Genomic DNA, 23718 nt, shown 5'->3' on the forward strand with positions numbered 1-23718 from the left:
GCGGCAAGAGGCGATGCTTCTCCTGATCGAACAATCGCTGAACGGGTTGCAATTCGGTCTGCTGCTCTTTTTGCTGGCGGCCGGGCTGACGTTGGTGTTCGGGATCATGGATCTCGTCAATCTCGCGCACGGCTCGCTCTACATGATCGGGGCGTATTTTGCCGCGACCTTCGCCGCGCTCACCGGAAGCTTCGTTTTCGCCGTCATTCTTGCGCTGATCGCTACCCTGATCGTCGGCATGGCCGTCGAAGTGATCGCGCTGCGGCGGCTTTACGGACGGGACCATCTCGACCATGTGCTCGGCACATTCGGTCTGCTCCTGTTCTTCAACGAGCTGGTGCGCCTGATCTGGGGGCCCGCGGGCCTCAGCCTGCCGCTGCCGGCCTGGCTCAATACCAGCTTCGAGATTTTCCCCGGCGTGTTCTACCCGACCTACCGCCTGCTGATCATTGCGGTGGCGCTGTCGGTGGCCGTGCTGCTCTATCTCGTGGTGATGCGCACGCGCGTCGGCATGCTGATCCGCGCCGGCGCCTCCAATCGCGAGATGATCGGCGCGCTCGGCATCAACATCAAGCTGCTCTACACCTTCGTGTTCGGCATGGGCGCGGCGCTCGCCGGTCTCGCCGGCATGATGCAGGCGCCGATCCTGACCGTGCAGATCGGGATGGGCGAGAACATTCTGATCCTCGCTTTCGTGGTTATCATCATCGGCGGCATCGGCTCGATCCGCGGCGCATTCATTGCCTCGATTCTGGTCGGCATGATCGATACTGTCGGCCGCGCTTTCCTGCCCGATGTGCTGAAGCTGTTCCTGTCCAACGCTGCGGCCTCGACGGCCGGGCCGGCGCTGTCGTCGATGCTGATCTATCTGGTGATGGCGGTGATTCTGGTGTGGCGGCCGGAAGGTCTGTTCCCGGCGGCGAGCAAATGATGCGCGCGCTCACCGTCCGGAACGTCCTCGTCGCGGCGCTGATGATGTTTCTGGCGCTGGTCCCGGTCTATTCTCGCATGACGGGCGACGTCTTCATGATGACGCTGTTCACCCGCATCGTGATTCTCGCGATCGCCGCGGTGAGCCTGAACCTGATCATGGGCTTTGGCGGCATGGTGAGCTTCGGCCACGCTGCCTTCCTTGGCATCGGCGGCTATGCCGTCGGCATTCTCGCCTACGAGGGCGTCAATTCCGGCTTTGTGCAATGGCCGATCGCGCTGGCCGCCTGCGCCCTGTTCGCGCTTGCCACCGGCGCCTTGTCGCTGCGCACCCGCGGCGTCTATTTCATCATGATCACGCTCGCCTTCGCGCAGATGGTCTATTATGTGGGCGTGAGCCTCGACCGCTACGGGGCCGACGATGGCCTGACCATCTATCGCCGCAGCGATTTCGGCGGGCTGATCAATCTCTCCGACAAGACCACCTTCTATTATGTCTGTTTCGCCGTCTTGATAGGGACCTGCTATCTGGTCTGGCGGCTGGTCAATTCGCGCTTCGGCCTTGCCATCCAGGGCGCACGCTCCAATGAGCGGCGCATGCGCGCGATCGGCTTTCCGACCTATCGCTACCGGCTGACCTGCTACGTCATCGCCGGCGTGCTTTGCGGTCTCGCCGGCATCCTGCTCGCCAACCATACCGACTTCATCAGTCCGGCGAGCATGCACTGGACCCGCTCCGGCGAACTGATCATCATGGCGGTGCTGGGCGGCATGGGCTCGGTGCTGGGGCCGGTGGTCGGCGCGGTGGCGCTGCTGGTGCTCGAGGAGACGCTGCCGCATCTGATCTCGTTGGTCGGGCAGTTCGTCACCGGCAAGCCGGTGGTCGCCGCCAAGGAATACTGGGCTCTCATCCTCGGTCCTCTGCTGCTGCTGATTGTGCTGTTCGCGCGGGGCGGCATCGACGGCCTTCTGGAGAAGATCCGCCGTGGCTGAACCGTTCCTCGTCATTGACGGCGTCACCAAGCGCTTCGGCGGCGTTCTTGCCTCCGATGCGATCACGCTTTCGGTGCCGAAGGGCGAATTGCACGCGATCATCGGACCGAATGGCGCCGGCAAGACCACGCTGATCGGGCAACTGACCGGAGAAATTACGCCGAATGCCGGCAGCATCCGCTTTGCCGGCCGCGATATCACCACGCTGCCGACTTACGAACGCTCGATGCTCGGGCTGGCGCGGTCGTTCCAGATCACTTCGCTGTTTCAGGATTTCACTGCCCTCGACAATGTCGCGCTCGCGGTGCAGGCCCATGCCGGGCACTCGTTCCATTTCTGGCGCAATGCGCGCGACGAAGACGAATTGCGGGCGCCCGCGCGCGCCGCGCTGGAACGGGTCGGGCTGTCGCATCGCGCCGATACGGTGGTCGCCAGCATGAGCCATGGCGAGCATCGCCAGCTTGAGATCGCGATGGCGCTTGCAACCCGTCCGCAGATGCTGCTGCTCGACGAACCTATGGCAGGCATGGGCCCGGAAGAATCCGCGCGTATGGTGCAGACGCTGCTCGAACTGAAGAAGCAATATACCATCCTTCTGATCGAGCATGACATGGAGGCGGTGTTCGCGCTCGCCGACCGCATCTCGGTCCTTGTTTATGGCCGCGTGATCGCAACCGGTCTGCCCGACGACATCCGCGCCAATGCCGAAGTGCGGCAGGCCTATCTTGGCGAGCAGGAGGCGGTGACGGTCAATGGCTGACACCCTGCTTGAAATCTCCGGGATCGAAACCTGCTACGGCCGCAGCCAGGTGCTGTTCGGGCTGTCGCTCGCCATCGCCGCCGGCGAAATGGTGACGCTCATGGGCCGAAACGGCATGGGCAAGACCACGACTGTGCGGTCGATCATGGGGCTCACACCTGCGCGCGCCGGGACAATCCGCTTTGGCGGCAAGGAGATTCGCGGGCTGGCATCCTATCGCGTCGCCAAGCTCGGAGTTGGGCTGGTCCCGGAAGGCCGCCAGATTTTCCCCAATCTCACCGTGCGCGAAAACCTGATCGCGACCGCGGCGAACACCTCGGGTTCATCCGATCCCTGGACGTATGAGAAGGTGATCGAGCTGTTTCCCCGTCTCGCCGAACGCGCCGGCCAGATGGGCAATCTTCTGTCCGGCGGCGAACAGCAGATGCTGGCGATCGGGCGTGCGCTGATGACCAATCCGCGGCTTCTGATCCTCGATGAGGCGACGGAGGGGCTTGCGCCGCTGATCCGGCAGGAAATCTGGCAATGTCTGACGCGGCTGAAACAGGCCGGGCAGTCGATCCTCGTCATCGACAAGAATGTCGCGGCCCTGATCGCCATCGCCGACCGCCACTACATGATCGAACGCGGTCGTACGGTATGGACCGGCACCTCCAAGGAACTCGGCGCGGCACCGGACATCCAGCATCGCTATCTGGGCGTTTAGTCTAGAGCCGGGCCACCCCATCCATCGAGACGCCCGCTACGTGGAATAGGCAAGGTTTGCGTTTCCGCAGCCTGTTAAATCGAGCCGAGCTTCACGCGCGATTCGAGCTTCGCCGCGTTCTCCTTGCGCTCGCTGTAGCGATCGGTCAGATACGGCGAAACATCGCGGGTGAGCAGTGTGAATTTCACCAGTTCCTCCATCACATCGACCACGCGATCGTAATAGGAGGAGGGCTTCATCCGCCCCTTCTCGTCGAATTGCTCGAAGGCTTTCGCAACCGATGACTGGTTCGGGATCGTGATCATCCGCATCCAGCGGCCGAGCACGCGCAGCTGGTTGATGGCGTTAAACGACTGCGACCCGCCGCTGACCTGCATGACCGCAAGTGTCTTGCCCTGGGTCGGCCGCACCGACCCGGTCGAAAGCGGAATCCAGTCGATCTGCGCTTTCATGATCCCCGTCATCGCGCCGTGGCGTTCCGGACTGCACCAGACCTGCCCCTCCGACCACGCCGAAAGCTCCCGCAGCTCCTGCACTTTCGGATGATCGGCCGGCGCATCGTCGGGCAGCGGCAGGCCGGACGGATTGTAGATGCGGACTTCCGCGCCGAATGTCTCGAGCAGCTGCGCCGCCTCCATCGTCAGAAAGCGGCTGTAGGAGCGCTCGCGCAGCGAGCCATACAGCATGAGGATGCGAGGCTTGTGCGTCGAGGGGGCTTGTCGCAATGCTTGCGGGTCGGGCAGGGACAGGGCTTGCGGTGAAAGATTGGGAAGGTCGGACAGGTCAGGATTCATCAGGTCTCCAATGCGGCGATCACTTCGCCGCCTTCCTTTACGAACCGGCCGATCTGCGGGTTCGGCAGAATGTCCAGCACCTTTTCCGACGGCCGGCACAGCCTCACGCCCTTGGGCCTCTCCACGATCGGGCGGTTGATCAGGATCGGATGCGCCATCATGAAGTCCATCAGCTGGTCGTCGGTCCATTTCGGATCGTCAAGCCCAAGCTCGGCGTAAGGCGTGCCCTTCTGGCGCAGCAATTCGCGCGGCGGCATATCCATCGCGCGAAGCAGCTCCACCAGCCGTTCGCGGCTCGGCGGATGTTTGAGATACTCGATCACCACCGGCTCCTCGCCGCTTTGGCGGATCATCGCCAGCGCGTTGCGCGAGGTGCCGCAGGCGGGGTTGTGGTAGATGGTGACCGTCATAGCTTGGCTTCCTGAGGTACGCCTTCCGCGGTCTGGCTGGTGCGCAGCAGCCATGACATCGCGGCGAGGGCAATCACAGCGCCGGCCAGCTCCGCAAGAATGAAGCCGGGCAAATCCGCTGGCCGGATGCCGGAGAACGTATTGGTCAGCGAGCGCGCTATGGCGACGGCCGGATTGGCGAAGGACGTCGATGCGGTGAACCAATAGGCCGCGGTGATGTAGAGCCCGACCAGCCACGGCACCGCGTTGCGCTGGAACTTGATGCCGGCGAGGATCGTCGCCACGAGTCCGAAGGCTGCCATGCCTTCGGCAAACCATTGCGGCCCGCCGGTCCGGGTCTTCAGCGAAAACTCGATCAGCGGCAATGCGAACATGAGATGGGCCGCGATGGTCCCGGCGACGCCGCCGATGATCTGTGCGGCGGTATAGAATGCGCCCTCGCGGGGCGACAGGTCGCCCTTCAGAGTGAACACCAGTGTCACCGCCGGATTGAAATGCGCCCCGGAAACCGGGCCGAGAATAGTGATCAGCACCACAAGAATGGCGCCGGTCGGCAATGTATTGCCGAGCAGCGCGAGCGCGACATCCTTTGTTAGAGTCTCCGCCATGATGCCGGAGCCGACAACTGTGGCGACGAGAAGCCCGGTCCCGAGCGCCTCCGCCGCCAGCCGGCGCGACAGGTCGAAGTCCTGCATCAGCTCGCCTTGTCGTGCATGACGGTTGCGCCTTCCATGCGGCCGATGTCGCGAAGCTTGGTGCCAAGAGCGAGCCGGTCGATGGAGGCAAGCGGCAGATTGCAAAATGCGACAATGCGGTTTTTCAGATAGCGCTGCGCCTTCACGAACGCCGCTTCCTTGTCGAGGTCGGTGCCTTCGACAGCCGCGGGATCCTCGATGCCCCAATGCGCCGTCATCGGCTGACCAGGCCATACCGGACAGGTTTCGCCCGCCGCATTGTCGCAGACCGTGAACACGAAATCCATCACCGGCGCGTCCGGGCTTGCATATTCAAGCCAGCTCTTCGAGCGCAATTCGCCAGTCGGATATTCGGCACGCTCCAGCACGCGCAGCGCATAGGGGTTGACCTCACCCTTGGGCTGGCTGCCCGCCGAGAAGGCGCGAAACCGGCCGCGGCCTTCCTTGCGCAGGATCGACTCGGCGATGATCGAGCGGGCGGTGTTGCCGGTGCAAAGGAACAGGACGTTAAAGACGCGATCGGAGGTTTCCATGGGTTCTTCCTCGAGGACCTGATTATCGTTTGGTTGACAGCAGGGCTTGATCGATTCGATGAGCGATGCGCAGAGCCGCGGGTTGCCGCCGCAGCAATCCTGCAGGAGAAATAAAGTCACCGCCTGCAGCGTCGGCAGCTTGGCGCGGTACACAATGGACCGGCCGTGCCGCCGCGAGGTGACAAGGTCGGCGCGAGTCAGGATGGACAGATGCGATGACAGGGTGTTGTGCGGCACCGCCAGTTCCCGGGCGAGATCGCCCGCAGCAAGCCCGTCGGGCTCGTGTCGGACCAGCAGCCGATAGACGTCGAGCCGCGTCGGTTGCGCGAGTGCGGCAAGCGCAAGAATGGCGGCGGACGGGTCCATATGTCGATAATTCTCGACATATGGACAGGAGTCAAGGCGCAACGCGGTCGTTCAGCCGGGATCTGCATGGTTTGCGGATCGACGGTCATGCACTATTGTGCATGATGGCATTGGCGTGGTGATCTCTTTGTCCGAAACCCAGGAAAAGCGGCACGACAAGCTTGTCGCGGCCAGCGACGCAACGTCGGCGAGTACGGCCTTTGCCGAGGAGGTCGGCCGGCTGGTCCGCCGCGGCCGGGCCCGGCGCGGCATCACGCGGCGTCAGCTCGCCACCGATTCCGGCATTTCCGAGCGTTACCTCGCGCAGATCGAGGGCGGCTACGGCAATCCGTCGCTGACGGTTCTGAAGGCGGTGGCCGATGCGCTGGAAAGCCCGATCACCGAACTGCTGCCGCTCGACGGCCGCCACGAGCGGCTGAACCGCATGCTCGACCTCATCAATCGGCTTGCGCCATCGGATTGGCCGGCGGTCGAGGAAATGATCGAGCACCGCATCGTACAGAGCGCGAAGTCCGAGCGCGCGCGCCGTATTGCGCTGGTCGGCCTGCGCGGCGCCGGCAAATCCACGCTCGGCAAGCGGCTCGCAGAGCAGCTTGGCTATCCCTTTGTCGAGCTCAATCGCGTGGTGGAACAGGAATACGGCGCCAATATCTCGATGCTGATCGAGATGTCCGGCGTCTCGACGTTCCGGCGCTATGAACGCGCATCGCTGGAAAAGGTCATCGCCAGTCATGACAAGGTGGTGATTGCGACGGCCGGCGGCATCGTTTCGTCACCGGAGACCTACGCGCTGCTGCTGCGCCGCGCGCATACGGTCTGGGTCAAGGCGCAGCCGCAGGAGCATATGAGCCGCGTGATGGCGCAGGGCGATATGCGGCCGATGTCGGAAAATCGCGAGGCAATGTCCGATCTGGTCGCGATCCTGGAAGCGCGTTCGCAGGATTACGCGCAGGCCGAAGCCCAGATCGATACGTCGGGCCTCACGGTCGAACAGAGCGCAGCGCGGCTGTTCAAACTGGTTCAGGAGTGGGTGTGAATGACAACGCTTGCCGATCAGGGCCTGCTGGACCTGGGCGATGAAACGCTGGAATACCGCATGATCGGACCGCGTCCGGACCGCGCGCCGACGCTGGTCCTGTTGCACGAGGGCCTTGGCTGCGTGGCGATGTGGAATGATTTTCCGGACAAGCTTGCGGCCGCAACCGGCTGCGGTGTGTTCGTCTATTCGCGCGCGGGCTATGGCAAATCCAGTCCGGTGCCGCTGCCGCGTCCGATCGGCTACATGCATGACGAGGCGAGAACATCGCTGCCGCGGCTGCTCGATGCCATCGGTTTTCAACGCGGCATTCTGGTCGGCCACAGCGACGGCGCGTCGATCGCTGCGATCTATGCCGGCAGCCATCAGGATCACCGCGTGCGCGGGCTCGTGCTGATGGCGCCGCATTTCATCGTCGAAGACATCAGCGTGAAATCCATCGCCGAGGCGCGCGAGGCCTACAACACCGGTGATCTGCGCGCGCGGCTTGCGAAATATCACAGCAATGTCGACGTGGCGTTTCGCGGCTGGAACGATGTCTGGCTCGAGAACGATTTCCGCACATGGGATATCAGCGAGGAGCTCGCCTATATCCGCGTGCCGATCCTGATCGTGCAGGGCGAGGACGATCAATACGGCACCGTCCGGCAGATCGAGATCGCGCAGGAGGAATGCTATTGCCCGGTCGACGTCGCGCTGCTGCCGGGCGTCAAGCATAATCCGGCGCGCGAGGCCGCCGACGTCACCCTGCGCGCCGTGTCTGACTTCGTCACCCGCATCCTGCACGGGCATGAGGCGTCCGCGGCGGCGTAGCGGCCCGCTATGCTCTGGACGGGCCGCCCTCGTTTTGGAACGGCACTAAATTTCCGCTGGACTCGCGGTCAACATGCACTATAGTGCATGTTCATCAAAACCAGCAGAAACCGGGGTTCAGGGATGGCTGACAACGCCCGAAAGCTTGCTAACGGCTTGACTCGTATCGGTTTTGAGACCGACCCCTCACGCTACAGGCACTGGAAATTGTCCTTCGACGGCGACGTGGCCACGCTCGCCATGGATGTCGACGAGAATGGCGGCCTGTTCGAAGGCTACCAGCTCAAGCTGAACTCCTACGATCTCGGGGTCGATATCGAACTTGCTGACGCGCTGCAGCGGCTGCGCTTCGAGCATCCCGAGGTGAAGGTCGTGCTGCTCCGCTCGGCCAAGCCGCGCGTGTTTTGCGCCGGCGCCAATATCCGCATGCTGGCGGGTGCGACCCACGACCATAAGGTGAATTTCTGCAAATTCACCAACGAGACCCGCAACGGCATCGAGGATTCGAGCGAAACATCCGGACTGAAGACCATCTGTGTGGTCACCGGCTCCTGCGCCGGCGGCGGTTATGAACTGGCGCTCGCCGCCGACCACATCATGCTGGTGGACGACGGCTCGTCCGCGGTGTCGCTGCCGGAATTGCCGCTGCTCGCCGTGCTGCCGGGTACCGGCGGCCTGACGCGTGTCACCGACAAGCGCAAAGTCCGCCGCGACCATGCCGATGTGTTCTGCACCACGGAGGAAGGCGTGAAGGGCAAGCGTGCGGTGGACTGGCGCCTCGTCGACGAGGTCGTCGCCGCGCCGAAGCTGGACGACATCGTCGCCGCGCGCGCAAAGGAATTCGCCGCGAAGTCCGACCGGCCCGCGGGCGCCAAAGGCATTACGCTGACGCCGCTGAAGAAGAAATGGACCGGCGACACCTGCGACTATTCGTGTGTGACGGTGTCCCTCGACCGCGGCCAGCGGATCGCCACTATTACGCTGCGCGGCCCCGATCTGCCGCCGCCCGCAAGTGTCGACGAGATGACCGCGCTCGGCGCCGAATTCTGGCCGCTGCGGATTGCGCGCGAACTGGACGATGCGATCCTCGATATCCGCACCAATGAGGGCGACATCGCCGTCATCGTGTTCAAGTCGGAAGGCGAGCCGGACAAGGTGCTGGCCCATGACGCCTTCCTCGAGGCCAACAAGACCAACTGGCTTGCGCGGGAGATCCGCAATTACTGGAAACGCGTGCTCAAGCGCGTCGATGTTACCTCGCGCTCGCTGGTCGCCGTCATCGAGCCGGGTTCGTGCTTTGCCGGCACGCTTGCCGAAATCGCCTTTGCCTGCGACCGCTCCTACATGCTGATCGGGCAGCTCAATGGCGGCAACCGCCCGCCGGCCACGATCGCGCTGAGCGAAGCCAATTTCGGCGCCTATCCGATGCCGAACGGCATCAGCCGGCTGGAGAGCCGGTTCCTCGACGACAAGGGCGCGCTCGACAAGGCGAAGGCCGCAATCGGCACGATGCTGGACGCGGAAGAAGCCGAAAAGCTCGGCCTCGTGACCTTCGCCTATGACGACGTCGACTGGGAGGACGAAATCCGCATCTTCCTGGAAGAGCGTGCAAGCTTCTCGCCCGACGGGCTCACCGGCCTCGAAGCCAATCTGCGCTTCGGCGGACCGGAGACGATGGAATCGAAAATCTTCGCGCGCCTGACCGCCTGGCAGAACTGGATCTTCCAGCGGCCGAATGCGGTCGGCGAGCAAGGCGCGCTGCGCCGCTACGGCACCGGCCAGAAGCCGGTGTTCGATATGCGGCGGGTTTGATCTATCGCCGTCACCCTGAGGCGCGAGCCGCGCCGCGGCGAGCCTCGCAGAGCGACGGCCCAGGGCACTGCCCGCCATCCTTCGAGGGCCACCTCAGGATGACGGACCGAGAGAAGTGATCGCAAAAGAATAGAGGAGCGTCCGATGAACTACATGAATGTCGATTACTCGACCCGCATTCCGAACAATGTCGGCCTCACGGAAGATGCACGCGTCTTGAAGGCGCTGGAGACCTGGCATCCCGGCTATCTCGACTGGTGGCAGGACATGGGACCGGAAGGCTTCCAGCAATCTCTCGTCTATCTGCGCACCGCGGTCTCGGTCGATCCGAAGGGCTGGGCCAAGTTCGATTATGTGCGCATGCCGGAATATCGCTGGGGCGTTCTTCTTGCTCCCGCCGAGGAAGGCCGCAAGGTCAATTTCGGCCAGCATCTCGGCGAGCCGGCCTGGCAGGAAGTGCCGGGTGAACATCGTGCGCTGCTGCGCCGGCTGATCGTGATCCAGGGCGACACCGAACCGGCCTCGGTCGAGCAGCAGCGCCATCTCGGAAAGACCGCGCCCTCGCTCTACGACATGCGCAATCTGTTCCAGGTCAATGTCGAGGAAGGCCGTCACCTCTGGGCGATGGTGTATCTGCTGCACAAGTATTTCGGCCGTGACGGCCGCGAGGAGGCCGACGATCTGCTGCGCCGCCGCTCCGGCTCGGCCGAGGCGCCGCGCATGCTCGGCGCCTTCAACGAGGCGACGCCGGACTGGCTGTCCTTCTTCATGTTCACCTTCTTCACCGACCGCGACGGCAAGATGCAGCTCGAAAGCCTGGCGCAGTCCGGCTTCGACCCGCTGTCGCGCACCTGCCGCTTCATGCTGACCGAGGAAGCGCATCATATGTTCGTGGGCGAGACCGGCATATCCCGGACCGTGCAGCGCACCTGCGAGGCGATGAAGCAAGCCGGCATCGAGGATCCGAACGAGATCGAGAAGGTGCGCAAGCTCGGGGTGATCGACCTGCCGACCATCCAGAAGAAGCTGAACCTGCATTACTCGCTGTCGCTCGACCTGTTCGGCTCCGAGGTCTCGACCAATGCCGCGAACGCCTACAATTCCGGAATCAAGGGCCGCTATCAGGAAACCCGCATCCAGGACGATCATCGTCTCACCAACGACACCTATCCGGTGCTGAAGCTGGTCGACGGCGAGATCAAGCGGGTCGACGAGCCGGCGCTGACTGCGCTCAACATGCGCCTGCGCGATGACTACACCGCCGACTGCGCCAAGGGCGTGGACCGCTGGAACAAGGTGATCGAAAAGGCGGGCGTGAACTTCCGTCTCGAATTGCCGCATGTCGCGTTCCACCGCCATGTCGGCGAGTTCAAGGACGTGCATGCGACGCCGTCCGGCGTGATCCTGAACGATGCCGAATGGGCCAAGCAGCGCGACAAATATCTGCCGTCGAAGGCGGACGGCGACTTCATCGAGGCGCTGATGAAGCCGGTCACCGAGCCGGGGAAATTCGCGAACTGGATTTCGCCGCCCAAGGTCGGAATCGACAACAAGCCGGGCGATTTCGAGTACGTAAAGATCGCGGCGTAGCCCTCTTTCTTTTCCCTCACCCGCCTGCGGGGGAGGGTGGCGAGACGCGAAGCGGTGAGCCGGGTGGGGCTTGGTGCGGATAAGAAAATCCCCCACCCCGATCCCCTTCGCTTCGCCCGCAGTCAAGCTTGCGCAAACCGCGTGAATTTGTCTGCGTCAGCCGACCCTCCCGCGTGAACGGGGGAGGGAGAAGAGGCGCTGTGCATTGCCGAGAGCAGACACATGGACGCGACCACAACAACGCCGCACAAGCAGCATCTGATCGATCCCGAGATCTGCATCCGCTGCAATACCTGCGAGGAGACCTGTCCTGTCGATGCGATCACGCACGATGACAACAACTACGTCGTCGATCCGGAGAAGTGCAATTTCTGCCTTGACTGCATTTCGCCCTGTCCGACCGGCTCGATCGATAACTGGCGAATCGTTGCCAACGCCTACTCCATCGAGGAGCAGTTCGGCTGGGAGGAATTGCCGCCGCAGGAGGAGATTGCGAGTGGAGATGGCGCCGCGGGGGAGGCGGACGACGACGAAGCCGCGAAACTGATTGCAGAGGCGCATTCCGGCAGCGGCGGCAAGTCCGTGGCGCCAAAGTCCGCCAGCAAGCCGACCATCAATCTCTATAACCGCAGCCGTCCGGCGGTCGCCACCGTCACCGGCAATTATCGCCTGACCGATCCCGATGCCGACAACGACGTGCGCCACATCATTCTGGATTTCGGCGACACCACGTTCCCGGTCCTTGAGGGCCAGAGCATCGGCATTATCCCACCTGGGACCGACGCGACCGGCAAGCCGCATGTGATCCGGCTCTATTCGGTCGCCAGTTCGCGCGATGGCGAACGGCCGAAGCACAACAATCTCGCGCTCACGGTGAAGCGCGAGCCGCAGGGGCTCTGCTCGAACTATCTCTGCGACCTGAAAAAGGGCGATCAGGTTCAGGTGACGGGGCCGTTCGGCGCGACCTTCCTGATGCCGGACGATCCGTCCGCCAATATCATCATGATCTGCACCGGCACCGGCTCTGCGCCTTTCCGCGGCTTCACCGAGCGGCGCCGCCGCACCATGCGCGATGCGCCCGGCCGCATGGTGATCTATTTCGGCGCGCGGCGGCCGGAGGAGCTGCCGTATTTCGGTCCGCTGCAGAAAGTGCCGGACGGGCTGTTGCGCAAGCATTTTGCGTATTCGCGGGTGCCCGGCGAGCCGAAGACCTATGTGCAGGACCGGATGCGCGCGACCGCAGACGAGGTCGCGGTTTTTCTGAAGCAGGAAAAGACGCACATCTACATTTGCGGACTGAAGGGCATGGAAGCCGGCGTGGATGAGGCGCTGGCCGATATCTGCCGCAGTTCAGGCATGGATTGGGCCGAACTGCGCGCCGCGATGCGATCCCAGGGCCGCTATCATGTCGAGACGTATTGATCTTTCCTGCTGTCGCTCTCGCAGGAGCGAGCTATCCTGTGTTTTTGCATGACATGGCGAAAAGCCATGCAGCCGGCGCGACAAGTCGGGAAACGAGTGGCCGCCGCCCTGCGAGGCCCGGCCGTTGGCCGGGCACCTCAGGGTGACGGATCAAAAGTCTGCGGACGGTACGATTACTCCGCCGCTTGACGGGCCGGCGCAGAATGCGCCGAGATCAGATAATCCATCGCGGCCTGGACGCCACCCTTCTTGTGCGGCACGGCGGCCAGCGCCAGCGCCATTTCGGTCGCGGCAAGCGCTCCGATGATGGTGGCATCGTTGGTGTCGCCGAGATGGCCAATGCGGAAATACTTTCCGGCATAGGGGCCGAAGCTCGCGCCATAGGAAATATTGAAATGCTCAAGCGCAAGCGTTCGGAAGGCGTCGGCATTGTGACCCTCCGGCAGGAGGATCGCGGTCACTGTCGATGAATAATGCTTCGGATCGCGGCAGAGAATTTCGAGTCCCCAATGCGTGACCGCGCGGCGCACGGCTTCGGCCAGCCGGTCATGGCGCGCGAACACGTTGTCGAGCCCTTCCTCGTGCAGCATCGCGATGCCTTCGACAAGGCCGCTCAGCATCAGCGTCGCCGGCGTATAGGGGAAGAAGCCGACCTTGTTCATGTTGATCATGTCGTCCCAGTCGAAGAACGACTTGGGAAGCTTCGCGGTTTTGTAGGCTTCCAGTGCCTTCGGGCTCAGCGCATTGAAGGACATGCCGGGCGGCATCATCAGGCCCTTCTGCGCGCCGCCGACCGCAACGTCCACGCCCCATTCGTCATGCCGGTAATCGGTCGAGGCGAGCGAGGAGATGGTGTCGACCATCAGAAGCGCCGGATGATCCGCAGCATCGATCGCCTTGCGGATCGCGGGAATGGAGGTCGAGCAGCCGGTCGAGGTCTCGTTGTGGACCACGCAGACCGCCTTGATCTCCTTGTTGGTATCCTTGCGCAGATGCGCCTCGATCACGGCCGGATCGGCGCCGGTGCGCCAGTCGGTCGAAATGAACTCGGCCCTCAGTCCGAACTTCTCCGCCATCTTCTTCCAGAGCGTGGCGAACTGGCCGGTCTCGACCATCAGCACCTTGTCCCCGGGCGACAGGGTGTTGACCAGCGCGCCTTCCCAGGCGCCGGTGCCGGTCGCGGTGTAGATGATCACCGGATTGGCGGTCTTGAAAATGGTCTTGATGCCCTCCAGTGCCGACTTCGCCATCTTGGCGAATTCCGGTCCGCGATGGTCGATCACTGGCCGGTCGATGGCGCGCAGCACGCGGTCCGGCACCGGGGTCGGCCCCGGGATCTGCAGGAAATGGCGCCCGGCGGCGCGCGAGGAATTCTGGGCCATCGTCGAAAAGCTCCGATAATCAGGGGCTTGCCCGGAGGGCAAGAGGGCCGCTTTCGCGGCCTGAACTTGCCGGGATGAACACCGAATGCGACAGTCCGGTCAAGCCCCAACGCAGCATAAGCTGATCGCATAGCCGCATTGGAGGGTGGCGCGCCCAAGGGCGCGACCCGAGAACGGGCCGCCGGGAGGAGTTTGGTTTTGTCTGAGACTTTGCGGCCGGGCCTGGAGCGGCGGCTCAAATCCGAGGTCCAGGGTGACATCCGGTTCGACCGCTTCACCCGCGGTCGCTACGCTACCGATGCGTCGCATTATCAGATCATGCCGCTCGGCGTGGTGGCGCCGCGGACGATAGACGACGCCGCACGCGCCATCGCGATCGCGCGTGAAGATGGCGTCTCGGTCCTGGCGCGCGGCGGCGGCACCTCGCAATGCGGGCAGACGGTGAATGCGTCGCTCGTGATCGATTGCTCGAAATATCTCAACCGCATTGTGGAGATCGATGTCGAAGGACGACGCTGCACGGTCGAGCCGGGCATTGTACTCGACGATCTCAACCGCGCGCTCAAGCCGCACGGCTTGTGGTTTCCGGTCGACATCTCCACCGCGTCGCGCGCCACCATCGGCGGCATGACCGGCAACAATTCCTGCGGCGCGCGCTCCATGCGCTACGGCAATACGCGGGAGAACGTGATCTCGGTGAATGCGGTCCTCGCCGATGGCAGCACCGCAACTTTCGGCCCGGCCTCGCCAAGCTTGGCGGAATTTCCGCCATCGTCGCCGATGGCCTCGCTCGCCTCCGACCTGCTCGCGCTTGGTGCGCGCGAGGCCGACGAAATCGAAAAGCGGTTTCCGAAAGTGCAGCGCCGGGTCGGCGGCTATAATCTCGATGCATTTCTGCCGGGCCGCAACGATCTCAATCTCGCGCATATCCTGATCGGCTCTGAAGGCACGCTCGGCTTCACCACGCAGGTCGAGCTGAAGCTCGCCCCGCTGCTCGGCAGGCGCGCGGTGGGCGCCTGCCATTTCGGCCGGTTCTACGATGCGATGGATGCAGCCCAGCATATCGTGCGGCTGAAGCCGATCGGCGTCGAACTGATCGACCGCACCATGATCGAGCTCGCCCGCGAGATCGCAATCTTCCGTCCGACGCTGGAGCAATTCGTGCGCGGTGCGCCGGATGCGATCCTGCTGGTCGAATTCGGCGAGGAGGATCACGACGAGAATCTGCGCCGCCTGAAACGGCTCGGCGAATTGATGGGCGATCTCGGTTACGCCTGGACCAATAGCGGCGCAAAGCAGGGCGGCGTGGTCGAGGTTCTCGATCCGGCCTTGCAGGTACAGATCACCGAGGTGCGCACCTCGGGCCTCAACATCATGATGTCGATGAAGGAGGAGGGGAAGCCGGTCTCCTTCGTCGAGGATTGCGCGGTGCCGCTCGAACATCTCGCCGATTATACGGCGCGGCTCACTGCCGTGTTCGAGAAGCATGGCACCCGCGGCACCTGGTACGCCCATGCCGGCGCGGGGTGTCTGCATGTACGCCCCGTGCTCAACCTGCGGCTTGAGAAGGACGTCAAGGCGATGCGCGCGATCGCCGAAGAGGCGTTTGCAATGGTGCGCGACTACAAGGGCTCGCATTCCGGCGAACATGGCGACGGGATCGTGCGCTCGGAATTTCACGAATTCATGTTCGGCAAGCGTCTCGTGCGGGCGTTCGAGGAGGTGAAGACGCGGTTCGATCCGGACGGCCTGTTCAATCCCGGCAAGATCGTGCATGCGCCGAAATTCGACGATGCAACGAACTTCCGCTTCAAGCCCGGCTATCGCGGCGAGGATATCGCGACAAAGCTTGACTGGTCGGCCTGGCCCGGCGCGGGCGGTGGTTTCCAGGGCGCGGTCGAAATGTGCAACAACAACGGCGCCTGCCGCAAGATCGAGGGCGGCGTGATGTGCCCGAGCTATCGCGTCACCCGCGACGAGCGCGACGTCACGCGCGGGCGCGCCAATTCGCTGCGGTTTGCCGTGACGGGTCAGCTCGGTCCCGATGCGCTGACCTCGGACGAGATGGCGGAGACCATGAAGCTGTGCGTCTCCTGCAAGGCGTGCCGCCGCGAATGTCCAACCGGCGTCGACATGGCGCGCATGAAGATCGAGGTGCAGGCGGCGCGGGCCGCGCGCTTCGGTTTTTCGCTGCGCGACCGGCTGGTCGGCTGGCTGCCGCGCTATGCGCCGTATGCGGCAAGGGTTCCGTGGCTGATGAATGCGCGCAATGTCGTACCGGGTGCGGCATGGCTGTCGGAGCGGATCGCGGGCTTGTCGGCGCGGCGGACTTTGCCTCGGTGGCGGCGGGATGTGTTTCGGGATGCTGATGCCGGAGTGCGCGGCGAACAAGACCGCACCGTCGTCCTCTTCGCCGACACCTTCAACCGCTATTTCGAGCGCGAAAATCTCGACGCCGCGATCGCGGTGCTGACGGCGGCCGGTCATGCCGTGGAGGTGGCGCGGCCCGCGGACGGCAACAGGCGTGCGCTCTGCTGCGGCCGCACCTTCCTGTCGGTCGGCGCGGTCGACCAGGCGCGTGCAGAGGCGCAGCGCACGCTGGCTGCCCTTGTCCCGTTTGTCGAACAGGGCGTTCCGCTGATCGGCCTTGAGCCGAGCTGCATCCTGTCCTTCCGCGACGAAATTCCCGCACTGGTACGGACCGAGGCGGCGCAAAAGCTCGCATCTCTGGCGCTCACCTTCGAGGAGTTCCTGCTACGCGCGCACAAGGCCGGACGGCTCGATCTGAAACTCAAGCCGATGCCGCGCCGCGCGCTGGTGCACGGGCATTGCCATCAGAAGGCCTTCGACGCCTTCGCGCCGGTGCAGGCCGTGCTCAAGCTCGTGCCCGAGCTTGCGGTCGAGATCCTGGAATCGAGCTGCTGCGGCATGGCCGGTGCGTTCGGCTACGGCGACGACACCATCGACGTTTCGCTCGCCATGGGTGAATTGTCGCTCCTGCCGGCCGTGCGCAAGGCGCCCGAGGACGCGATCATCGTTGCCGACGGCACCTCCTGCCGCCACCAGATCCACGACGGCGCCGGCCGCGACGCCGTGCATGTCGCGCGCGTTCTGGCGGGGTGTCTGGTAAATTCCAAGTAGCCGAACGGCCTGAAAAACCTCAGAGAATATCCGTCACTTTGTTGGCAATGTTCGCGAGTAAACGAGAATATCGATGGCGTCCTCAAGCGGAAACCCTCGCATGTTGATCATCGCCACTCCGGGATGACCATTGAGGATTTTATGTAAGACCTCGTGCGGAAAAATGTTTGCCTCGGTCCCGATATAGGCTGGCTCCTCGGCGCTTCCCCAATTGAGCGCCCTTCCATCAAAAGCGTGGCAGGCGGCGCATGTTGTCTGGAACAGTCGAGCGCTTCCCACCAGTTATCGTAAATCCGCCCTCCGGCAGCGCGAAGCCAGATTTCGGTGGGTTGGGCGGCGCGCCATGCACGAATTCGGCAAGATTCCCGTGACTTTCAGAAACGGCCGCAGGTGATTTTTCCAGAGTTTGCGGCGTTGCGCTGACAGGCAACAACATTACTGCGATAAGAAGCGGCAATTGAATCCAGCGAGGTGCAAACATGATCCCTGACCCCTCAAAGCTCGACAAATATTCAAAAATAAGAATGTGTAAAGTCGGCAAGTCCGATAGGTCTGTCAGGCGCTGAAGCTGTGAGGCTTTATCCGCGAGCCTAGTCCAACTCCATCGCCAGCTTGAAGCGAAATTGCGCGCGCTCAAAGTTGTCGAGGTCGTGACGCAAAGTCGGATTATCCGAAGATCGGCCGGAGATTTGCGGTTGCCAGGTGGTGTTAAACGCGATCTTGTCTGTGAGCTTCCAGAGCAGCGTCGGCCCGAGATAATTGGCGTAGCCAATGCGCTCCTTGAAAAAAGTTCCGCCATAGATAGTCATCTGCCGCACTTCAACACCAACAAAAACGCTCGGCGAGAGCTGCCACGTGAGCGCGGCCGAAAGCTGGCTGGCTGATGTAGTCAGCCAAATACTGCGATCTTCGATGTCCTGCGAGCGCACCGGCAACCAGATAGCGTTGGCGGCCCAGAACAGCTTGTCGGGAACGATCACAGCGTCGACCAGAAGCTTGAAAGCGGCACCGTACCCTTCTGATTTCTGCCCAGTAGTGAGATCACTGAACGCATAGGCAGGTTCGACCGCGACTGCGAGCGCGAACGGGTTCGATCTGCTGCGCTTGATGAATCTGTATTGGACTTCCGCAGAGAAGCCGTCGAAATGCGTGATGCTGTTGTCAGCAACGCCGGTGACACCACGGATGCGATGATTTGAGATGAAGCCCGACGCCGCAACCCACCAGTCATCGGCTGGGCTATAGCTATATTCTGTCTTGTTGCTCAGAACATTGTAGCGGCCGTCACGTCTGCCATGAAACCCGGTGATCTCGTTGGCAATGCCCCGGTCACCTTTTTTGCCGGTGTCGGTGGTTGAGGTGAAACCGAAAATGTCATCACCTGGCACCTCGGGGATGTCGTTTCCAATGCGCGTTTCTCTATTGGATGTTTCTGCCGCCTGAGCCGCAGCTTCATCGGACATCGCCAATGCTGTGACGGTCAACAGCGTAACGCAGGCCACCGCCAGCGCTCCGCTTGGACCGCGCCGCAAATCTTTCGCGCCGGTTTCAGTCTGCACTAATTCGCCCCATGTCATGCCGCGCTTCCCGGTACCGGATCCGATGCCGCCCATTCTCCATTATCGCTATTAAGAAGCATTTGCAACTAGCATTTTACGGCCTCGCTCGGACGCATAGAGCGTTTCGGTTGAGCCCTCGCGGATAACGGCACCGACGGACGACCGCCGCTGAGAGACGACCTCTGGCTAATCCTCGCCGTAGGCCACGGTCGAGAGCAGCGCGATTTCGGCGCGGCGGGAATCGAGCCGCGTATGCTGCACGACAATGGGGACGTCGGACTCGAACACCGATGCGTAATCGGTATCAAGCGGAATGGGCTCCGGATCGGTGAGATCGTTGAAGCGCAGGTGCAGTGTCCGGCGCGGGGGAACGACAACGCGATAGACCACAGGTTCACGGTTGGCGAAATAGGCCGTCAGGCGGATATTCGCCTCGCGATCGCCCGCATTCAGAATGCAGGCCGTCTCGTGGGACAGGAGTGCGCGGTCCTGCGAGATGCTTTGCGAAGGGATATAGCCCTCAGGGATGGCCCAGCGCGTTTTCCCAATAGCGGACATGGTCGCACCTCCTTTCATTCCTGGTCGTGAAATTCAAATCGCGCGTGTCGTTACAGGTTTCCGACCGACAGCCGTCGCGGTTGCCTCGTTCCGGAGCCGGGCTTCGAGCTTGCCTCTGCGGCGCCGTCCATCGTGGCAGTCCCCGTCAATGCCGACAGGAAGCGGATAGGCCATTCGTTAATGTCATTTTTCGAGATGATGTCATAAAGCGCATTGTGCCGCGCCTTGCGCTCCTCGAGCGGCATGGTGAGCGCGCGGTGGATGGCGGCGGCGACGGCCTCGTTGTCGTAGGGATTGACCAGCAGCGCCGGCTTGCACTCAACGGCGGCCCCGGCGAAGCGCGACAGGATCAGCACGCCGGGGTCGTCTGCGTCCTGCGCGGCGACAAACTCCTTGGCGACAAGGTTCATGCCGTCGCGAAGCGGCGTCACAAGTGCCGCACGCGCGGCGCGGTACAGGCCCGACAGGGCGGTGCGGGTATGGGCGCGATTGACGTAGCGGATCGGAGTCCACGACGCCTCGCCATACATGCCGTTGACCCGGCCGACGGTCGCCGAGACGTTCATCTCCATCTGCTTGTATTCGGGAATCTCGGAGCGGCTCTTGGGCGTGATCTGAAGGAACGTGACGTTGTCGCGCCATTCCGGATAGGTGCCGAGAAACTGCTCGAACGCCGCCAGGCGGTTCTCGATGCCCTTGGAATAGTCCAGCCGGTCGACCCCGATAATCATCGCGCGGCCGGAGAGGGACTGCAGCACGCCCTCCACGAAAGAGGAGCGGATCGCGCGTCGCGCCATCTTGTTGAAGCTGTCGACCTCGACGCCCACCGGGAAGTCCCCGATCCTGACGGTGCGCTCGCCGGTCATGTAGCCGCTTCTGCGATCGCCCGGATACCGGCACTCGTTTTCGACATAGCGCGCAAAGTTGCGGGCATCGGTCTCGGTCTGGAAGCCGACCAGATCGTAATGGCAAAGCGCGGAGATGATGCGCTCGTGATGCGGAAGCCCGGTGATGATCTCGACGGGCGGGAACGGCGTGTGAAGGAAAAACCCGATGCGATTGGTGTGGCCGCGCTCGCGCAGCGCCTTTGCCAGCAGCAGGAAATGATAATCGTGGACCCAGACAATATCGTCCGGCTTCAGGATGTCGTGCAGCTCATCGGCGAAATGCTCGTTGATCTTGGTGTAGCCGGACAAATCCTGGCGCGAAAACTCTGCGAGATCGAGCCGGTAATGCAGGATCGGCCACAGCACCCGGTTGGCGAAGCCGTAATAGAATTCGTCATAAGCCTCTTTCGGCAGGTCGGTAAGAACGTAGGAGACCGGATCGCCCTTGATCTCCCGCGTCGCGAGCACATTGGTGGAGAGGCGGCCGCTCCATCCGAACCAGATGCCCGGATTTCGCTTCAGCGCCGCCAGCACGGCGACTTCGAGGCCACCGGCACGGGTGCCGGATTTCGGCACCGATACGCGGTTCGAGACGACGACTAGCCGCGCCAATACCGGTCCTCCCAGCTTCGCGACAGGCGCATCGCAGTCAGGATCAGTCCTGCCATTGAATAGGTCTGGGGGAAGTTACCCCAAAGCTGCCCGTCTTTCATATGGATATGCTCCGCCAGGAGCCCGTAGCGATTGGTATAGCGCAAGGCGTCGACGAACAGGTCGCGCGCCCTTTCCTTGTGGCCCAGCGACCACCAGGCATCGATCAGCCAGAAGCGGCAGATCAGGAACTCGCCTTCCGGCACGCCGAAATCGTCGGGGCTGGCATAACGCATAACGTGGTTGCCGCGCAGAAGTTCGCGCTCGATCGCCGAAACCGTCGAGATGAACCGGAGATCGTCGACCTCGACGGCGCCCAGTTCGTGGAGCAGCAGCACGCTGGCGTCGAGGTCGTCGGAACCGAAGGCGCCGGTGAAAGCGCCGCGCTTGGCGTTCCAGGCCTTGTCCAGCATCGCCGCATGCAGGCGATCCGCCACGTCGTTCCAGTAATTGGCGCGCTCGACAAAGCCGAGCCGTTGCGCGATCGCCGCCAGCCGGTTGCAGCCGGCCCAGCACATGGCCACTGAATGCGTGTGGATGCGCTGCCGCCCGCGATATTCCCAGATGCCGGCATCGGGCGTGAGCGCCAGCCGCTCGGCCTTACGTCCCAGCACCTCCAGCAACTGGAACAGCGATTCATCGCCCATCTGCGGCAGCCGGCGGTCGAAGAACATCGGCATTGCCGCAAGGATGACGCTGCCATAGGTGTCGTGCTGCGCCTGCTCGGCCGCTGCATTCCCGATCCGCACCGGCCCGTCGCCGCGGAAGCCGGTGAGATTCTGCGCAACGCGTTCGTCCATCGTGTCGGTCGGCACGATCGGATAAACCGGCCGGATCATCTCGGCTTCTTCCGAAACCAGATTGACGATGTAGAGGATGAAATCCTCCATCGTGCGGGTGGCGCCGATGCGGTTGAGCGCCTTCACCACGAAATAGGCATCGCGCAGCCAGCAGAAGCGATAGTCCCAGTTGCGCTGCGATCCGGGCGATTCCGGGATCGAGGTGGTATGCGCGGCGACGATGCCGCCGGTCTCCTCGAAATTGGAGAGTTTCAGTGTGATCGCCGAACGGATCATCGGATCCTGCCAGTCATAGGACAGGTTCAGCCGGCGGACCCATTCGCGCCAATAGTCGCGGGTGCGATCCAGGAAGTCGCGGCAGGTCGGAGCCAGTGCGGCCGGAAACGGCTCATTGGCGCCGAACACCATGTGCAGCGGTCGGGTCACGACGAACGACGATTCCCGCTCGATATAGGAAAGCGGCGCGTCGGTGGTCAGGCGCAGCTGCATCTCGCCGCCCCAATAGCGGATGTGATTGCTGCCGAGTGCGTGATTGGTGACGGGCGTTCCGTAATTGTAAGTCGGCCGAAACCGGATGGTGATGCGCGGCAAGCCCGCGATCGGTTCGATGATTCGCACGAGCTGCGGCGCGCGATAGATGCGGTCGAGATTCTGGAATCGCGGTGCGAAGTCGGTGATGCGGATCGCGCCGCCGTGTTCATCGGTCAGTTCGGTGACGACGATCGGCGTGTTGCGCATGTAGTTGGATTTGACGTGCTTGAGCCCGTCCAGCACGATGTCAGTGAAGCCTTTGTCTTCCTTCCCTGCGAGCAGGCGGCAGAACACCGGGTCGCTGTCGAAGCGTGGGAAACACCACCAGGTGATGCGCGAGGACGGCTCCAGCAGCGCTGCGGTCCGGCCGTTGCCGATAATCGCGAGATCGAGCCCGTAGTCGACGGCGGCCTCACTCATGCACGATCCTCACTCAAAAGCCGCAGCCAGTGCCGCACATCCTGCGGCCCGTCGAAATTGAAGCTTGCCCCCGGCACGATGCCGCCGACGGAAAATCCGGTGCCGTCGAAGTCGGGCAACACGGCGAAAGCCGCGTTGTCGGTTATGTCGTCGCCGACAAAGATCGGCCGCCGTCCGGCGAACGGCGCCACATTCATCATTTCGCGCAAACCGGTGCCCTTGTCGTAGCCGCCGGGCTTGATCTCGATCACAAACTTGCCGGGGAGAATTTCGAGAGCGTCGCAGCGTTGGTTCTTGCAGATGTCGGATACGCCTTTCATGATTTCGCCGCCGAGCTTCGGCGCCAGGCGATAGTGGATGGCGAGCGAATAGCCCTTGTCCTCCACGATCACGCCCGCGCCGATGCGGCCGATGCGCGCGAAGGCCTCGCGCAAGTCGACATCGAGCATTGCCTTCTGGCTTCGCGCAATATCGGCATCGGGCGAAAAGCGGATTTCGGCGCCATGTCCGCCGACGGCGGAGATTCGCAGCGGATGAAAGAGCCGGTCGATTTCCGCGATCGGCCGTCCGCTGACGAAGGCGATGGCCCCGCCGAAGCGCGCCTTGAGCGTGGCGAGCGTGTTGCGCAATTCGTCCGAGACATGCACCGATAGCGGCGTCGGCGCGATGTCCAAGAGCGTCCCGTCGATATCCAGAAAGATCGCGGATGCGTGACGTTCGACGCGCGCAGGCGGCACGCGCGGCGACGAATGCCGCTTTTGTGTGCCGGCTTCGCCGATGTGATCATGGGCTTTGCTTCCAGGGGCGGTTTCGGTGTCCGGCATGGGCGGCGGTTTTTCGTTCTCCGCGTTCAGGTTCAGGTCGCGATGTTCAGGCGGCAATCGTGCCGATGGGCGGGTGAGTTTCGTGCCGAGCCCGGCTGGCTTACA

At 63.0% G+C, this 23718-nt stretch carries 21 protein-coding genes and 1 pseudogene; 10 read left to right on the forward strand and 12 right to left on the reverse strand.

Annotation, left to right across the window (positions count from 1 at the left end; genetic code table 11):
- Positions 1-13: 13 nt before the first annotated feature.
- From ACK41X_RS07000 to ACK41X_RS07015, 4 genes are read left to right on the forward strand one after another with little or no spacing between them, the layout of a single operon-like run.
- Complete coding sequence (locus tag ACK41X_RS07000) at positions 14-931, forward strand: branched-chain amino acid ABC transporter permease (RefSeq protein WP_409720709.1); 918 nt, start codon at positions 14-16, stop codon at positions 929-931.
- Positions 931-1923, forward strand: coding sequence for a branched-chain amino acid ABC transporter permease (locus ACK41X_RS07005; protein ID WP_409720653.1), 993 nt, complete (start codon positions 931-933; stop codon positions 1921-1923). The genes ACK41X_RS07000 and ACK41X_RS07005 overlap by 1 nt, the downstream gene beginning before the upstream one ends.
- A complete protein-coding gene (locus ACK41X_RS07010) occupies positions 1916-2683 on the forward strand; it encodes an ABC transporter ATP-binding protein (RefSeq protein WP_409720655.1) in 768 nt (255 codons plus the stop codon). The genes ACK41X_RS07005 and ACK41X_RS07010 overlap by 8 nt, the downstream gene beginning before the upstream one ends.
- Entirely contained in the window at positions 2676-3389 is a 714-nt protein-coding gene (locus ACK41X_RS07015) for an ABC transporter ATP-binding protein (RefSeq protein ID WP_409720657.1), read from the forward strand. The genes ACK41X_RS07010 and ACK41X_RS07015 overlap by 8 nt, the downstream gene beginning before the upstream one ends.
- A gap of 74 nt (positions 3390-3463) precedes the next feature.
- Here the strand turns inward: ACK41X_RS07015 and arsH are convergent, their stop codons facing one another.
- The 5 genes and pseudogenes from arsH to ACK41X_RS07040 form a co-directional block, all read right to left on the reverse strand.
- Positions 3464-4183, reverse strand: coding sequence for an arsenical resistance protein ArsH (arsH, locus tag ACK41X_RS07020; RefSeq protein ID WP_409720659.1), 720 nt, complete (start codon positions 4181-4183; stop codon positions 3464-3466).
- On the reverse strand, positions 4183-4593 hold the full coding sequence (gene arsC / locus ACK41X_RS07025) for an arsenate reductase (glutaredoxin) (protein WP_409720661.1): 411 nt from the start codon (positions 4591-4593) through the stop codon (positions 4183-4185). The genes arsH and arsC overlap by 1 nt, the downstream gene beginning before the upstream one ends.
- On the reverse strand, positions 4590-5288 hold the full coding sequence (locus ACK41X_RS07030; protein ID WP_409720663.1) for an aquaporin: 699 nt from the start codon (positions 5286-5288) through the stop codon (positions 4590-4592). The genes arsC and ACK41X_RS07030 overlap by 4 nt, the downstream gene beginning before the upstream one ends.
- Positions 5288-5821 carry an arsenate reductase ArsC gene (locus ACK41X_RS07035; RefSeq protein WP_409720711.1) on the reverse strand — a complete coding sequence of 178 codons (534 nt, stop codon included), beginning with the start codon at positions 5819-5821 and terminating at the stop codon, positions 5288-5290. The genes ACK41X_RS07030 and ACK41X_RS07035 overlap by 1 nt, the downstream gene beginning before the upstream one ends.
- Positions 5822-5953: 132 nt before the next feature.
- Positions 5954-6187 (reverse strand): annotated as a pseudogene (locus ACK41X_RS07040) (ArsR/SmtB family transcription factor); the annotation flags it as partial.
- Positions 6188-6305: 118 nt separating this feature from the next.
- On the opposite strand from ACK41X_RS07040, the gene ACK41X_RS07045 reads away from it, so the two are divergent.
- The 5 genes from ACK41X_RS07045 (at position 6306) to boxA (ending at position 12860) form a co-directional block, all read left to right on the forward strand.
- Positions 6306-7223, forward strand: a complete 918-nt coding sequence (locus tag ACK41X_RS07045) for a helix-turn-helix transcriptional regulator (protein ID WP_409720665.1) — start codon at positions 6306-6308, stop codon at positions 7221-7223.
- Positions 7224-8036 (forward strand): alpha/beta fold hydrolase, encoded by an 813-nt coding sequence (locus tag ACK41X_RS07050; protein WP_409720667.1) that lies wholly within the window; start codon positions 7224-7226, stop codon positions 8034-8036.
- Between the two features lie 123 nt (positions 8037-8159).
- Positions 8160-9848 carry a 2,3-epoxybenzoyl-CoA dihydrolase gene (boxC, locus tag ACK41X_RS07055; protein WP_409720669.1) on the forward strand — a complete coding sequence of 563 codons (1689 nt, stop codon included), beginning with the start codon at positions 8160-8162 and terminating at the stop codon, positions 9846-9848.
- Between the two features lie 144 nt (positions 9849-9992).
- A complete protein-coding gene (gene boxB, locus ACK41X_RS07060; protein ID WP_409720671.1) occupies positions 9993-11438 on the forward strand; it encodes a benzoyl-CoA 2,3-epoxidase subunit BoxB in 1446 nt (481 codons plus the stop codon).
- 222 nt (positions 11439-11660) lie between these two features.
- Positions 11661-12860 carry a benzoyl-CoA 2,3-epoxidase subunit BoxA gene (gene boxA, locus ACK41X_RS07065; protein WP_409720673.1) on the forward strand — a complete coding sequence of 400 codons (1200 nt, stop codon included), beginning with the start codon at positions 11661-11663 and terminating at the stop codon, positions 12858-12860.
- Positions 12861-13033: 173 nt separating this feature from the next.
- On the opposite strand, the gene ACK41X_RS07070 is transcribed toward boxA, so the two are convergent.
- Positions 13034-14242 carry a pyridoxal-phosphate-dependent aminotransferase family protein gene (locus tag ACK41X_RS07070; protein ID WP_409720675.1) on the reverse strand — a complete coding sequence of 403 codons (1209 nt, stop codon included), beginning with the start codon at positions 14240-14242 and terminating at the stop codon, positions 13034-13036.
- 198 nt (positions 14243-14440) lie between these two features.
- Here ACK41X_RS07070 and ACK41X_RS07075 point away from each other — a divergent pair, with 198 nt between their 5' ends.
- Positions 14441-17383, forward strand: coding sequence for an FAD-binding and (Fe-S)-binding domain-containing protein (locus ACK41X_RS07075; protein ID WP_409720677.1), 2943 nt, complete (start codon positions 14441-14443; stop codon positions 17381-17383).
- Positions 17384-17609: 226 nt separating this feature from the next.
- Here ACK41X_RS07075 and ACK41X_RS07080 read toward each other — a convergent pair whose 3' ends face one another.
- From ACK41X_RS07080 to otsB, 6 genes are all read right to left on the reverse strand, one after another.
- Positions 17610-17864, reverse strand: a complete 255-nt coding sequence (locus ACK41X_RS07080) for a hypothetical protein (protein ID WP_409720679.1) — start codon at positions 17862-17864, stop codon at positions 17610-17612.
- 109 nt (positions 17865-17973) lie between these two features.
- Positions 17974-18996, reverse strand: coding sequence for a hypothetical protein (locus tag ACK41X_RS07085; protein ID WP_409720681.1), 1023 nt, complete (start codon positions 18994-18996; stop codon positions 17974-17976).
- 132 nt (positions 18997-19128) lie between these two features.
- Positions 19129-19500, reverse strand: a complete 372-nt coding sequence (locus ACK41X_RS07090) for a sensory rhodopsin transducer (RefSeq protein WP_409720683.1) — start codon at positions 19498-19500, stop codon at positions 19129-19131.
- 50 nt (positions 19501-19550) lie between these two features.
- Positions 19551-20999, reverse strand: a complete 1449-nt coding sequence (otsA, locus tag ACK41X_RS07095) for an alpha,alpha-trehalose-phosphate synthase (UDP-forming) (protein WP_409720685.1) — start codon at positions 20997-20999, stop codon at positions 19551-19553.
- Positions 20987-22789, reverse strand: a complete 1803-nt coding sequence (locus ACK41X_RS07100) for a glycoside hydrolase family 15 protein (RefSeq protein WP_409720687.1) — start codon at positions 22787-22789, stop codon at positions 20987-20989. The genes otsA and ACK41X_RS07100 overlap by 13 nt, the downstream gene beginning before the upstream one ends.
- On the reverse strand, positions 22786-23613 hold the full coding sequence (otsB, locus tag ACK41X_RS07105) for a trehalose-phosphatase (protein WP_409720689.1): 828 nt from the start codon (positions 23611-23613) through the stop codon (positions 22786-22788). Before otsB ends, ACK41X_RS07100 begins: the two co-directional genes overlap by 4 nt.
- Positions 23614-23718: the final 105 nt, after the last annotated feature.

The sequence above is a fragment of the Pseudorhodoplanes sp. genome (assembly GCF_046289595.1).
Lineage (GTDB): Bacteria > Pseudomonadota > Alphaproteobacteria > Rhizobiales > Xanthobacteraceae > Pseudorhodoplanes.

Excerpts from the sequence above, each read along its gene's own strand:
- ACK41X_RS07090 (WP_409720683.1), bottom strand. The coding sequence starts at position 19,500 with ATGTCCGCTATTGGGAAAACGCGCTGGGCCATCCCTGAGGGCTATATC.
- boxC (WP_409720669.1), top strand. The coding sequence starts at position 8,160 with ATGGCTGACAACGCCCGAAAGCTTGCTAACGGCTTGACTCGTATCGGT.
- ACK41X_RS07005 (WP_409720653.1), top strand. The coding sequence starts at position 931 with ATGCGCGCGCTCACCGTCCGGAACGTCCTCGTCGCGGCGCTGATGATG.
- arsC (WP_409720661.1), bottom strand. The coding sequence starts at position 4,593 with ATGACGGTCACCATCTACCACAACCCCGCCTGCGGCACCTCGCGCAAC.
- ACK41X_RS07085 (WP_409720681.1), bottom strand. The coding sequence starts at position 18,996 with ATGGGCGGCATCGGATCCGGTACCGGGAAGCGCGGCATGACATGGGGC.
- ACK41X_RS07000 (WP_409720709.1), top strand. The coding sequence starts at position 14 with ATGCTTCTCCTGATCGAACAATCGCTGAACGGGTTGCAATTCGGTCTG.
- ACK41X_RS07030 (WP_409720663.1), bottom strand. The coding sequence starts at position 5,288 with ATGCAGGACTTCGACCTGTCGCGCCGGCTGGCGGCGGAGGCGCTCGGG.
- boxB (WP_409720671.1), top strand. The coding sequence starts at position 9,993 with ATGAACTACATGAATGTCGATTACTCGACCCGCATTCCGAACAATGTC.
- ACK41X_RS07050 (WP_409720667.1), top strand. The coding sequence starts at position 7,224 with ATGACAACGCTTGCCGATCAGGGCCTGCTGGACCTGGGCGATGAAACG.
- ACK41X_RS07100 (WP_409720687.1), bottom strand. The coding sequence starts at position 22,789 with ATGAGTGAGGCCGCCGTCGACTACGGGCTCGATCTCGCGATTATCGGC.
- ACK41X_RS07070 (WP_409720675.1), bottom strand. The coding sequence starts at position 14,242 with ATGGCCCAGAATTCCTCGCGCGCCGCCGGGCGCCATTTCCTGCAGATC.
- otsB (WP_409720689.1), bottom strand. The coding sequence starts at position 23,613 with ATGCCGGACACCGAAACCGCCCCTGGAAGCAAAGCCCATGATCACATC.
- arsH (WP_409720659.1), bottom strand. The coding sequence starts at position 4,183 with ATGAATCCTGACCTGTCCGACCTTCCCAATCTTTCACCGCAAGCCCTG.
- boxA (WP_409720673.1), top strand. The coding sequence starts at position 11,661 with ATGGACGCGACCACAACAACGCCGCACAAGCAGCATCTGATCGATCCC.
- ACK41X_RS07035 (WP_409720711.1), bottom strand. The coding sequence starts at position 5,821 with ATGGAAACCTCCGATCGCGTCTTTAACGTCCTGTTCCTTTGCACCGGC.
- ACK41X_RS07015 (WP_409720657.1), top strand. The coding sequence starts at position 2,676 with ATGGCTGACACCCTGCTTGAAATCTCCGGGATCGAAACCTGCTACGGC.
- ACK41X_RS07080 (WP_409720679.1), bottom strand. The coding sequence starts at position 17,864 with ATGTTTGCACCTCGCTGGATTCAATTGCCGCTTCTTATCGCAGTAATG.